This is a genomic window from Streptomyces sp. CWNU-52B, assembly GCF_047444975.1.
Classification (GTDB): Bacteria; Actinomycetota; Actinomycetes; order Streptomycetales; family Streptomycetaceae; genus Streptomyces.
In genome coordinates this window covers 1-12871 of sequence record NZ_JBLFJV010000064.1, presented here as the reverse complement: position 1 = coordinate 12871, position 12871 = coordinate 1, and the positions used below count along the sequence as shown (strand labels likewise).

7 protein-coding genes, 1 pseudogene and 1 CRISPR repeat array are annotated in these 12871 nt (G+C 68.7%); of the genes and pseudogenes, 6 read left to right on the top strand and 2 right to left on the bottom strand.

What is annotated here, in order from left to right; all coding sequences use genetic code 11:
- Positions 1-517: 517 nt before the first annotated feature.
- Positions 518-853 (top strand): hypothetical protein, encoded by a 336-nt coding sequence (locus ACLVWQ_RS39200; RefSeq protein WP_414114102.1) that lies wholly within the window; start codon positions 518-520, stop codon positions 851-853.
- A 210-nt stretch (positions 854-1063) separates the two neighbouring features.
- Positions 1064-1458: direct repeats of the CRISPR family, unit length 29 nt; unit sequence GGACAGACCCCCACGCGTGTGGGGAGGAC.
- 753 nt (positions 1459-2211) lie between these two features.
- On the opposite strand, the gene ACLVWQ_RS39195 is transcribed toward ACLVWQ_RS39200, so the two are convergent.
- Together ACLVWQ_RS39195 and ACLVWQ_RS39190 are read right to left on the bottom strand one after the other, a co-directional pair.
- A protein-coding gene (locus tag ACLVWQ_RS39195; protein ID WP_414114101.1) for an IS5 family transposase occupies positions 2212-3074 on the bottom strand; the annotation gives its coding sequence in 2 pieces (ribosomal slippage) (positions 2212-2717 and positions 2717-3074; 864 coding nt in all).
- Positions 3075-3310: 236 nt separating this feature from the next.
- Positions 3311-4673 (bottom strand): annotated as a pseudogene (locus ACLVWQ_RS39190) (IS1380 family transposase).
- A 201-nt stretch (positions 4674-4874) separates the two neighbouring features.
- On the opposite strand from ACLVWQ_RS39190, the gene cas3 reads away from it, so the two are divergent.
- From cas3 to cas5e, 5 genes are all read left to right on the top strand, one after another.
- Positions 4875-7727, top strand: coding sequence for a CRISPR-associated helicase Cas3' (gene cas3, locus ACLVWQ_RS39185; protein WP_414114100.1), 2853 nt, complete (start codon positions 4875-4877; stop codon positions 7725-7727).
- Between the two features lie 938 nt (positions 7728-8665).
- Entirely contained in the window at positions 8666-10216 is a 1551-nt protein-coding gene (gene casA, locus ACLVWQ_RS39180) for a type I-E CRISPR-associated protein Cse1/CasA (RefSeq protein WP_414114099.1), read from the top strand.
- A gap of 52 nt (positions 10217-10268) precedes the next feature.
- The gene (locus tag ACLVWQ_RS39175; RefSeq protein ID WP_414114098.1) at positions 10269-10934 is read left to right on the top strand and encodes a type I-E CRISPR-associated protein Cse2/CasB; all 666 of its coding nucleotides are present in this window, start codon (positions 10269-10271) and stop codon (positions 10932-10934) included.
- Between the two features lies 1 nt (position 10935).
- Positions 10936-12138, top strand: coding sequence for a type I-E CRISPR-associated protein Cas7/Cse4/CasC (gene cas7e / locus ACLVWQ_RS39170; RefSeq protein ID WP_414114097.1), 1203 nt, complete (start codon positions 10936-10938; stop codon positions 12136-12138).
- A partial coding sequence (gene cas5e / locus ACLVWQ_RS39165) for a type I-E CRISPR-associated protein Cas5/CasD (RefSeq protein WP_414114096.1) occupies positions 12135-12871 on the top strand: 737 nt, incomplete at its 3' end. The genes cas7e and cas5e, both read left to right, overlap by 4 nt.

Below are 12871 nucleotides of genomic sequence, written 5' to 3'. Positions count from 1 at the left end.
CTGGCGAGTGAGGTCAGCGAGGAGGGAGCGATTACGTCACTTCGTGCCGTCGGCACACGCACCTGCGAGAATCCGCACGTGAGTTCCCTATCGCCCCGTAAGGCGACCCAACTGTGTTCTGAGGCGGACTGAGGGCAGCCTGCCGCGTTCTCTACACGTACGAAGAGCCCCTAGTGTGACACCCACATCACGGACATACTGCGTGAGGGCGGCCTGGAACCGCTGGAGCCCTTCACGAAACCGAAGGCGTGGCGTCTGACCCGGTGCCTGGCATGCGCCTGCGAGGCGCACTATCGCTTCGAGTACACCCTGGAAAAGAACGCATATGGGGAAGCGACGTGCCGGGCCTGCTACTGGCGGCAGTGGGCGCGACAGGCTCGCCAGGCCGGCGGCCCTGTCCTCACGGGCTAACGGCAGCGGCTGCCCCGAGTGCCGGGAGCATGGCAAGTCCCGCATAGAGCTTGACCACTGGGCAGCCGCGGGGCGTGCCTTCGGCCAGACATCGTCCAGCCAGTCAATGCGGCACGACGCATTCGCCCGGCGCGGGAGCTGGCTCGTCGACATCACGGTCGAGACGGCGGGTGAGCAGAAGCTCGCCATCGAGTACGACGGGTCCTACTGGCACGCGGACAAGGTTGACCTCGACATCGAGAAGTCTCTTGACCTGCTGGCCGCCGGATACCTGGTGGCCAGGCTGAGCGAACATCCACTGCCACTGCCACCGCTGCCGATCGACGACTCGAAGTACGTGGAGTTCGTCGTGTACTCGACGCTGCCCAAACCGGACGAGACAATCGGGCGGGTGCGTGAATGGGCAAGCTGGCGAGAGGAGAGGCTGGCGGCCCAGCACTGAGCCCTGTTGCGGTGGAGTTGACAGCAAGAGTCGTCAGACTCTTGCGTGTAGGAAGCACCACATCGAAGTGGACCCGCGCCTGCCTTCGCCGGAAGGACCCACACGTGTGGGGAGCGCCGGTGGCGAATCGTGGGCCGGGACGCGGTCGTCGACAGACCCCCGCTCGAGAGGGGAATTTTATGCTGGAATCGACGTCCCTGCCACACCCCTGGGCTAACCCCCACGCGTGTGGGGAGGACGTCAGTCCGTTGGCTCCGGCGGCGAACGCCATGGACAGACCCCCACGCGTGTGGGGAGGACGGTGTCGCTCGCTGCCCACGGACAGCACACCGGGACAGACCCCCACGCGTGTGGGGAGGACGCGGCCGGGGTGCCGGGCTGCTTTTCCGCCCGGGACAGACCCCCACGCGTGTGGGGAGGACCTGGGAAAGCAGATGCTCGCGATCCTGGTCCAGGACAGACCCCCACGCGTGTGGGGAGGACAAGGTGGCCGACTGGCGCATCCCGCTCGGCCCGGACAGACCCCCACGCGTGTGGGGAGGACGCGCCGGATTCATCGCCCGTCCCCGCTGTCGCGGACAGACCCCCACGCGTGTGGGGAGGACCCTTTTTCACCTGCGGTTTCGCCGACCCGTAGTGTGCTTTTTGCATATTTTACACGGCCTGGCCGTGCTGGTGAGAGCCGCCTGGCAGCGGTTGCTTTGGGTGGTTCGGTCTGAACTCCCCAACCGGTCACTTGATTTAGGATCACCAGTAACGGAGGACAGACTCTCATCTAAGCGGGGAACGTTACGCGGGAACCGACGTCAACCCCATGCGCCTGGGCTGACCCCCACGTGTGCGGGGAGCATCACAGGTAGCGAGAGTATTCGAACGCCTCCCCAGGCTGACCCCCACATGTCTGTGGGGAGAACATTCAGTCGGTGCGGTAGAGCCCCCGGTTGAAGGACTAACCCCCATTCGAGCGGGGAGAACCATGATCCGAAGATGGTCGCGGACTGAGTGTCTGGCTAACCCCCACTCGCGTGGGGAGCGCCGCTGGGTGCTGTCCGGCTCGATCGGGATGCGGGACCAACCCCCACTCGCGTGGGGAGCGCGACGTCGAGTCCGAGGCCGGATTGCTCGAGCAGGACCAACCCCCACTCGCGTGGGGAGCGCACTACCGTTCCACCGTCAGCTACACCCGCATCGGACCAACCCCCACTCGCGTGGGGAGCGCCCTCTACCACCTGCAGTTTCGAAGAGCGGTAGACCTGTTTTTACTTACTTACATTTTGGTTGGTGTGGTGGCCTGGTTGAGTTTGCCACAGGTGGACGTCGCATGGGTAGCGAGCTGTAGCGGAGGGGCTTTCCGTAGTTCAGTTGGAGTCCGCCGCTGGTGATTGCCTATGTGTTAGAGGTCCTAACAAAGGCGCTGTACGTGCCGGTGGGTGATGAGGCAGGTTGGCGAGGCCAAGGAAGGCTTCATGGATGTCGTCGCGTCGTTCCCAGCGGATCCGTAGGCGGCGGAAGCCGTGCAGCCAGGCGATGGTTCTCTCGACGACATAGCGGAAGATGCCCAGGCCGGAGCCGTGTGGTTGGCCCCGTTCGGCGATGACCGGGCGGATGCCGCGGGCCCAGAGCAGGCGGCGGTACTTGTCGTGGTCGTAGCCGCGGTCGGCTAGGAGCGCGTCGGGCCGGTGTCTGGGCCGGCCGACGACGCCGGCCACGGCCGGGACCTTGTCCAGCAGGGGCAGCAACTGCGTGACGTCGTTGCGGTTGCCGCCGGTCAGCGACACCGCGAGCGGGATGCCCTGGCCGTCGGTGAGGACGTGGTGCTTGCTGCCCGGCCGTGCACGGTCGACCGGGCTGGGCCCGCTTTTGGGCCGCGCCGAGCGGCCCGCACGTGCGAGGAGTCGATCACCGCCCGCGACCAGTCCAGCTTCTTCGCGGCCCGCAGCTTCTTCAGTAGCACCAAGTGCAACTCGTCCCACACACCGGCCTCGTTCCATGCGGCGAGGCGCCGCCAGCAGGTCATGCCGGAGCCGAAGCCCAGCTCCTGGGGCAGGTACTCCCACTGAATGCCGGTGTGCAGCACGAACAGAATCCCGCACAACGCCTGCCGGTCCGGGATCCGCGGCCGGCCCTCCAACAGCTTTGGACCCGGCTGGGGCAGCAACGGCTCGACCAGCGACCACAGTTCGTCCGAGACGATCCACGGACGCGACTCCCTCTTTCCCACGACAACACCAACGAGCAACCAGACCGACAGTCACATGATCAACAGCTTCTGTTAGGGCTTCTTAGCCTCGATCGTTCATGAGGGTCCGTCAGCTTGCTGACGGACCCTTTGTTGTTGGACGTGGTGGAGTTTTCACGGTGCGGTCAGGCTGATGGCCCGGCTCTCGCGTCGGGTAGGCGCCGGGTTCCACTGCCCGGTGTGGTGATGCGGGTTGTCGGGATGGGTGAAGTGTCTGGTCAGCCGGGGTTCGGCAGGGCATGGAGCCGCTCGATTGCGTGGGTGATGACGTCGGTCCAGGGCCACCGGGCGGGCAGGCGGAGCCAGCGGCGGCGGCCCGTGTTCACGAGCTGGGCGGCGGCGGAGAACAGCCGCAGGTGAAGCCGTTTGGGTTCCCAGCGGCGGGTCTTGCCGGTCAGGGCGAGCATGGGCATCCAGGCGAGGAGGTCGAGTGCGAGGGAGATGATCTCCAGCCGGATTCGGTTCTGTGTGGTGTCGTGCAGGGGCAGGTTGCGCAGGCCGGTGTCGCGGGCGTTTCGGATGCGGTCCTCGCAGCGGGCCCGGCGGCGGTGACGCAGTTCGAGGTCGGCGAGCTGGCTGCCCTTGGTGTTGGTGGCGAAGCAGGTCAGCCGTAGTCCGTCGAGGTCGGTGAAGCGCAACTGGGCGCCGGGGTGCGGGCGTTCCTTTCTGACGATCAGCCTCATGCCCTTGGGCCAGGATGAGAGGTCGGGCATGTCGGTGATCTCTGCAACCCAGGCGCCGGGCCGCTCGGTGCCGCCGGCGTCGTAGGCCGGTGTCCACGCTTTCTTCGGGATCTTCAGGACGGCTTGGTGGATGGTGTCGGTGATGGTCATTCCGACGGAATACGACAGCCACCGGCCGGGCCTGGAGAGCCAGTCGAGGAAGGCGTGGGTGCCGCCGGCGGAGTCGGTGCGGATCAGCGTCTGCCGCCCTCGCCGCAGGTGTCTGGGGAGTTGGGCCAGGGCGAGCCCAGTGGTGGTGATGTGGTCGGTGGCGGTGTTGGAGCCTGCGTTGCCGGGCCGCAGCGGAGCGGCCACCGGTTCTCCGGAGCCGGCCTGGCCGTGGTCGACGAACGCGACGAGCGGGTGATGGCCGAAGGTCTTCTTCCAGGTCGCGGTGGCGTCCTGCTTCTCGGAGTGGGCGAGCACCAGCACCCCGTCGATGTCCACGATCACCTGGCCGTCGGCGGCCGGACTGCTTGCCCCGGCCAACTCCCAGACCCGTGTCTGTACTTCGGAACGTGCGCCCCGGATCGCCGCAAGAGCTTTCGGGCCGGACGTGGCGGGAGACCGTCGGATCGGAGGCCACCGGGCCGAACACGTCGGGCTCGGCCCGCAGCATGGCGACATCGGCCAGGCAGTCGCCGCCGAGTGCGACGGCCAGGGCCACATCCAGCAGGATCTTGCCCGGGTCGTGCACCGTCCGCGGCTTGCGCCACGGTGCCAGCGCCGCCGATATCGCCGTGCCCAGGCCCGACTTGCGGACCGTTTCGACCAGCAGCACCGCCCCGGCCTGCGAGACCACCCCACGGCCGCTGCCCTCAACACGGACACGCGGATAGGACCCGCTACGCTTCTTCACCTGTAGAGTGCTTCTTTCCTTGCAGCTGACAGGACCCTCGACAAGTCCCATCGTTGCAGGTCAGCAGCACTCTCCATTTATTTGATCAAGACCCGGACAGGCCCACTCACGAAAGCGTGAGGTTAGGGCATGTACTTTGCCTGGCGGTATGGTCCCAACTGATCTTTTCCTTCGCGGTAGTTGGAGAGCGGGGTTGGGGCTGTGGGAGTGTGGGAGGACGCCAGGATCGGCGGGATCGATCTGAGGCCGTGGGGGAAGTTCGACCGTGGTGAGTCGGCGGTGTACTCGCTGCTGTTCCATCTGCTGGATGTGGCGGCGGTCGCCGGTGCGGTATGGGATTGGTACCTCGCCCGTGGGCAGCGGCGGCTGATCGCTGACGGGCTGGGCGTGTCCGTGGCCGAAGCCCGCTGCCTGGTGATGTTCATTGCGGGCCTGCATGATTTGGGCAAGCTGTCTGCGTTCCAGCAGCAGGAGGCGATTGCGTGGGCGCGGGTCGGTGACGAGCTCAGGGCGGATACGCAAGACTGGCAGCGCGTGCCGCATGAGCGGGCGTCCATGCACGTGGCGCTGCACCTGCTGGCGGAGGCCGGTTGGGCCGTGGACAGTTCGGACAGTCCCGGGGTGCGAGTGGCGCAGATCCTCGGTGGCCACCACGGCCGGTTCCTGCAACTGGACCTGCATGGTGCGGCGGCGGCCTCCCGGGTGCAGGTCACATTGGGCGGGCCTGCATGGCAGGAGCTGCGCCGGCGCTATTTTGCTCTTGTGCGGCACCTGACGGGTGCCACGGCGGTGCCTGCTCAGGTGTCTGCGCCGGCCGCGGTGCTGATCGCCGGGGTGGGAGTGATCGCGGACCGGCTGGTCAGCCAGCGTCACTACTGGCTGCCCAAGGCTCTGGCGCCCGCCTTCGCCGCTGGCAAGCATTTCGAGCAGGCGGTGCAGGATGCGCCCGCGCTGCTCGATCAGTCCGGCCTGCCCCGCGTCCTGTTGCCGCAGGTGCCCTTCGCGCGGGCTCACCGGGGCCTGCAGGCTCCCAACGACCTGCAGGCGGCATTGATCGAGCAGCTCACCGCTGCGGTGGGGGAGAAGGGGCCGGGCATCGTGGTGCTCACCGATGCCACCGGCGGCGGAAAGACCGTTGGCGGGCTGGAAGCGGCCCGCATCTTCAATACCGGCGGTGAGACGGCCGGTGTGGCATGGCTGCTGCCGACCACCGCCACCGCGGACGCCGCCTATGACGAACTCGAGTCCTACGTGGCGGCGCACCATCCCGGCCATGCCCCGGTCTCCCTGGTCTACAGCCACAGTCACGTCAACTCCGCCTACAGCGACCACCGGCTCCTCGCCCACGAGCCGTCCACCAGCGACGCATTCTGGGCCGACAGCCCCGAGGGCACGCCTGATCCGGGCGAACGTCCCGAGGAACGGGTGACCGTACCGGACGGCTGGCTGCGCGGCTGGGACCGGGCACTGCTGGCCCAGTTCACCGTCGCCACCCACGACCAGGCCCTCATGGGTGTTCTCCCCATCCGGTTCAGCGCCCTGCGGCTGCTGGCGCTGTCCGGGCGGACCGTCATCGTGGACGAAGTCCACGCCATGAGCCCGTTCATGCAGCAGATGCTGGGCCGGCTGCTGCACTGGCTGGGCGTTCTGGGCAGCCCGGTCGTGCTCCTGTCCGCCACCCTGCCCGAGCGCACCAGCCGTGAACTCGTGCGCAGCTACCTGGCCGGCGCCGGCCACCCGCATTCCAAGACAGCCGGCCTGAACTGCTCACCCGGCTACCCCGGCTGGCTGTTCGCCGCGGCCCGAGACGCCTCCCTCACCCGGATCGACCCCACAGCCGCCGACGCCCACGCCAAACGATCCCGCCGCACCGCCGAGATCCGCCTCCACCCCGTACGCCACCCCTCCTGCACCGACCCCGACGGCGCACCCGCCCGCGAGGGCCGCATGGAGCGCATCACGGACGAAATCAGTCCCGTCATCCAAGACGGCGGCTGCGCGGCCGTCGTCTGCGCCACCATGGCCGACGCCCAGGACACCTACACGCACCTGCGCACTCTCGACTGGCCCGGCGGACCCGACGGCCAACTGCTTCTGCTGCACGCCCGCATCCCCGGACACGAACGCGAAGCTGTCACCCGCTTGATCCGCAACGCGCTCGGCCGCCTCGGCCGCCGCCCCAGACGCCTGGTCATCGTCACCACCAGCCTGCTCGACATGAGTCTCGACATCGACGTCGACGTCATGGTCAGCGACCTGGCCGCCCTGCACACGCTCCTGCAGCGCCTGGGCCGCCTTCACCGCTTCGCCCCGCTGTGGGCCGACCACGACCGACGACCCGGCTGGCTGCACGGCACCCCCCGCCTGCATGTCCTGCAGCCCACCGATCACCAGGGCCAAACCCTGATCCCGCCCGCGTGGCGCACTCTGGAATACCCCTTTCTCACCCATGCCACTGCCGAACTCCTCGCCCGCCGGCCCGGCCGTACCACGACGCTGCGTCTGCCCGACGACGTCGCTCACCTGGTCGAGACCGTGCACGGGGAAGCAGACGAACTCGCCCACGCCTATCCCGGTCTCCAGCGGCGCCACGCCGCTTACCAGGCCCGCCGACGCACCGAGGAACACCACAGCGAGCTGCCTCTGATCCCTGGCTGGCAGCACATTTTGTCCCTGTCCGACCTGCACCGTCAGCACCTGCATGCCCGCGACGCCGCCACCCGGCTGGGCGTCCTGCCCCGGCGCCTGCTGCCCGTCCACCACACAGCCGCCGGGCTCGCCCTGGACGCGGCCGGCACCCACCTGCTGCCGGAGAAGAAACCGACCACCGCGCAGACCCGCACCATCCTCCAGCACACCCTGCCCGTCCCCGCCGCGTGGGTCGCCGAGAGGCACAACAGCCACCGGGTCCCGCAGGCCTGGCGGCAGCACGCACTGCTCGCCGACCTCGTCCTGCTCCCGCACCGCCCCGACACGGCCGACGAGCCGGTGCGCTTCGGCCGCCACACGCTGCGCCTCGATCCTCTGCTGGGGCTGGTGCACCGCGCGGACTGAGGCCCGTCCCGGGCCGCAACTACCTCTTGCCGTATGCGGTTTGGCACACCCCTGCTGCGGACGAGCGCTGATCCGTCACCCGCTTCCACGGCATGTCACGTCCAGCCTGCTGCCGCCCCATCCGCAGACCAGACCGGCCACCGTCTCAAGTGGCCCGAGGTGTTCTTCAACCGAACCCCGGAAGAGCGCCCCAACGCGCAACTGAAGTCGGCCGCAGATGAATTGGCTTCTCTTCCCCGGGGTCGGACTGCCGCCGGCCGTTCGGCTGAGCACGCTGGCTGCGGTGCTGGACGAACCGGCCGGCCCGTCCGGCATCCGACACGGCCGCCGACGGTCGGCCGGCCGGCCCTGCCAGGGTGGCGTTGAGATGGTGCGAGAAGGCCACCCGCCACCAGTGTCGTCCCCCCAACACGAGCCTCTCAGTGTGCTGTCCGGCACACACCGCACCGTCCACGGCACTCTCCACCCGGTACGGAACACCGGCCTGAATTCAGGTCAGCTGCGCCGGCCGGTGAACTCTGCGACGGCCACACGTAATTCCTGGTGCATGACAACGTTGTGCTGACAGGAATCCCCGTCCAGTTTCCATAAGAGGTTGACCAGCCAGTAGTCAAAGCGTCAATTACATGGCTCAAGAGGGCTCCGGCTCGTGGTTATTATGGAAATGCGAACCCGGGCACACGTTCGAATCCGGTGGATCGCCTCTGCCGTGCTGCCGGTGCCACACCCACAGCGCCCCACGCACGGCAGCGGGCAGTCCCACCTGTATGAGCCCGGCCCCCGCGTCTTGACGGTGGGACACCTCTGCCCTCCACGAGGCCCCTTGGCCGCCGCCAACCCAGAACGCGGCCACCATTCCCGCCCTCAGGCCCTCCCTCCTCCTCTCCTCCTTTGCCTGTTTCTCTTTCCTGCCTTCGCTGGCCCTCTGGAGCCATCCTGTGCCTGTCCCGCGATATGCCACTGACGAAGAACCCTGTATTCCCGTCCTGTTTTTGAACGGACGTCAGGAATCCGTGGGATGGCGGGAAATACTGCTCCGCGCACACACCATCGAGGACCTGGCCCTGCCCCTGCCACCGGCCGCGTCGGCCGCGCTGCGCCTGCTCGTAGCCATCACCGCCCGACTGACCGGACTGGACGATCCCGAGATGAGTGCGGGGGAGTGGGCCGCCCGCCGCCGGGCACTGCTGAAACAACCGCACGGCTTCGACCCCGCCACGGTGCACGCCTACTTCGACCAGTACATCTGGGACCTGTTCCACCCCGAGCGGCCCTTCCTTCAGGACCCCCGACTGACGGTGCAGTGCGTGAAACGAGCCGGTGTGAACAAACTCGTCTACGGCCGGCCCGAGGGCAACAACCTGTCCTGGCGCAGCCCGCACACCGACACCGACACCGACCCGCAACCGGTACCCAGCGATCAGGCCTTGTGGCACCTGCTCATCCACCACTACTACGGAGCCTCCGGAGAGGGCTCAGTACGCGCCGTCGACGGCCACACGACCGGCAGCGCAAAGGCCGGACCGCTGCGCTCCACCGTCTCCTTCCACCCGCTGGGCCGCACCCTGTACGAAACCCTCCTGGCCGGTCTGCCCCAACCGTCCCAGGCATGGCCGGACGCCGAGGACCGGTGCCCCTGGGAAGAGCCTCTGCCTGACCCCGCGGCCGCCCCGCACCCGGTGACCTGGCCCGGCCGGCTCCTCACCGGCCGCTCCCGCCACGCCCTGCTCCTCATCGCGGCACCCGACGGCCGGCACGTGAACGACGCCTACGTCACCTGGGCCACCCAGACCCGCCTGCCAGCCTTCGACCCCTACCTCGTCTACCGCGTCGACACAGACCCGGAAAAAACCTTCACCCAGCGGTACAGAGCCCGCACCGCAGACGCCGACCGGGCCCTGTGGCGGGACCTGGACGCCCTGCTCCTGGCCGGCGACGAGTCCTCCACCCGCAGCACCTACGTCCGTCGTCCCGACGCCTTCACCTCCCTCAACGACCTGCCACCCGAAGCCCGCACCCACCTGCGCGTCCGCGTCCACGGATTCGACCAGGACTCCAAGACCGTCAACCGCACCTGGTACACGGCCATCACTCCACCGATCTGGCCCTACACCCAGGAACACGACCCTGCCCACGCCGAACGCTTCACCGCCTGCCGTCAGGCCGCCGAGAAGACCGGCGCCCTGCTGGACAAGGTCTCTGCCCAGGCCTGGCGCGCCACCATCAGCACCGCCTCCGCTGCCGGCCGCCCCGCCGGGCCTCCCCGGAACCTGCCGGCCTGGACCCGCCACGCCCGCACCCTCTACTGGCCGCGCGCCGAAACCACGTTCTGGAACCTGCTCGCCGAACCCGACCGCAACGCCGACGCCGCGTTCACCGCCGACGCCGTCACCGCCTTCAACACCGCCACCCAGCCGGCGATCGACCAGTACTTCAACGCCGCAGAAGCCGTCGCCGAAGCCGTCGCCCGGCTGCGCCGCGCCCGCTGACACCGCCACCTCACCCGCACGCATCGCCCTTTCTTCTCACGAAGGCACTCTCATGCCCCCCACGCCCGTGGAACGCCGCGCCCATTACGACGACTTCGTCGCCCAGGTCATCCGGCTCTGCGAGATCAACAGCATCCGCACGGACCTCGTCTCGGGCCGCGGCCGCCCCATCGAGGACTGCCCCCGGATGCCCGAGCACCTCGACCACCGCATCGCCGGCTTCGGCGCAGCCCGCGCCCACTACACCGTCGCCAGCCTCCTTGCCATGCAACGCGACCTGCCCCACGAGGACGGCCCCTACCTACCGGAAACCGCCCTGCCCGACAGCAGCACTGCCGATCAGCACACCGACACCACCGGCCACGCCCAGCAGACCCCGCCGACGACCGGCACGGCCACCGGACGTGAACACGCAGCGCGGGCCTGGCGGACACGCCCCAACCTCGGCACCAGCCTCGCCATCGCCGCAGCCCGGCACGGCTTCGACCCCACCCGCATGACCGGCAAGGTCAAAACCCTCACCAGACTCGGCACCCCGCTGCTGCACCCGGCACTGTTCAGCCTCGCCGCCCACCTGCACGCAAAGGACGCCGCCCGCCTCGACTTCGCCGTCCTCCTCGAGGACCTCACCTGGTGGGAGTACGACCGCAAACACATCGCCGCCCGCTGGCGCAATTCCTACTTCATCACCCTGCACACCCTCACCCAGGAGCACTGACATGCCCGCCTCCCCGCCCGCCCGCTACCTCGACCTGCACGCCCTGCACCCGCTGCCCGCCTCCGTGCTCAACCGGGGCGAGGACAACGAGCCCAAAACCCTGCTGTACGGCGGCACCACACGCGCCTACGTGTCCTCACAAGCCTGGAAGCGGCCCATCCGCCTGCGCCTGGAGGAAGACCTCGACGAGCACGCCGCCCGCACCCGCAACCTGCCGCTGCGTGTGAGTGACGCCCTGCGTGCAGCCGGCTGGTCCGATGACCTGGCCGCCTTCGCCGGCGCCCAGATCGTACGGTCGGCCACCAGCGGGGGGCTCAGGATTGAGGAGAAGCTAGGCGGCATCACTTCGGTCGCCCTCTACATCCCGCGCGACATCCTCGACGACCTCCTGGCCCTGTGCACCGAACACCGCCAGAACCTCTATGACGCCCTCCAGGAGGAAACCGCAGCCGCGCCGAAGCCGAAGGGCAAGAAGTCCCGAAGCGACAAGACCAAGACCCCAGCCGTCCTGCCCACCCGGCAGGTGGCCGCACTAATCCGCCGCCGCACCGCCACCATCAACCTCTTCGGCCGCATGCTCGCCGAAGTCCCCGACGCCCACGTCGACGGCGCCGTGCAGATGGCCCACGCCTTCACCGTCCACACCAGCGACCTCCAGCCCGACTACTTCACCGCCATGGAGGACTGGTCCGCCCCCGGCGAAACCGGCAGCGCCCACCTGAAGACTGCCTTCTTCACCACCGGTCTTCTCTACCGCTACGCCACCGTCAACCTCACCGAACTCACCCGCAACCTCGACGGCGACAACGACGAAACCCTGCACCTGCTGTCCCTGTTCACCGAGGCATTCATCGACGTCATGCCCGGAGCGAAGAAGACCTCCACCGCCCCCCACACCCTGCCCCACCTCATCCACTACGCCCTGCGCGACCGCCGCCCCCTCTCCCTTGCCGCCGCCTTCGAACGCCCCGTCCGACACGCCCCCGGCGGCGGTTACACCCAGCCCGCCACCCAGACCCTCTCCGAACACGCCGCCGCCCTCAATCAACTCCTCGGATCCAAGCACCGCATCGCCCACGGCTACGCCACCGCCCAGACCGACGACATCGACCACCTCGGCCAGCGACACGCCTCCTTCGACGACCTGACCGACGCCCTCACCCGGGCCGCCGCCCAACCCGTCACACCGGCGGCCAGCGTATGAACGGCATCCTGCTGCGCCTGGCCGCACCCCTGATGTCCTTCGGCGAACACGCTGCCTTCGCCTACCGCGACACCCTCGCCTTCCCCACCCGTTCCGCACTCATCGGCCTCTTCGCCGCCGCCGAAGGACGCTCCCGCGAAGAAGCCCTTACCCCCGACCCCGCCACCGCGGCCATCCCCTACACCGACCTGGAGCTCACCGTCCGCGTCGACAGGCCCGGCACCCGCCACACCGACTACCACACCGCCGGCGGCGGCCGCCCCCACAAGCAAGGCCTGCGCACCAGCAGCGGCGGCTACCGCGCACAGAAGTCCTCCACCTACATCAGCCGCCGCGTCTACCTCGCCGACGCCGTCTTCACCCTGGCCGTCCGCGCACCCGACCCACTCCTCGAGCGCCTGGTCACCGCCTTGGAACAGCCCGCCTTCGCCCCCTACCTCGGCCGACGCTCCTGCATCCCCGACGAACCCCTCCTCCTGGGCGGCATCCGCCCCGACCCCGTCGACCAACTCCTGCGCCACGTCCCGCTCAGCCTGCCCGCCCCGCCACCCACCGCAGCCACCACCGTGGAGGTGGACGTCATCTGGGAACACCCACCCGACCACCTGCCCACCGCCCGCGCCTACCGCGAGATCGCCGACGTCCCCGTCGACTTCACCCCCGAGCGGCGCCTGCACCACACCCGCCGCATCTGGATCACCACCAGAGACCTGCCTGCCGCCCTGTACACCGC

What these genes read in the sequence shown, in the direction of transcription:
- ACLVWQ_RS39200 (WP_414114102.1), top strand. Translation starts at nt 518, where the DNA reads ATGCGGCACGACGCATTCGCCCGGCGCGGGAGCTGGCTCGTCGACATC.
- ACLVWQ_RS39175 (WP_414114098.1), top strand. Translation starts at nt 10,269, where the DNA reads ATGCCCCCCACGCCCGTGGAACGCCGCGCCCATTACGACGACTTCGTC.
- cas7e (WP_414114097.1), top strand. Translation starts at nt 10,936, where the DNA reads ATGCCCGCCTCCCCGCCCGCCCGCTACCTCGACCTGCACGCCCTGCAC.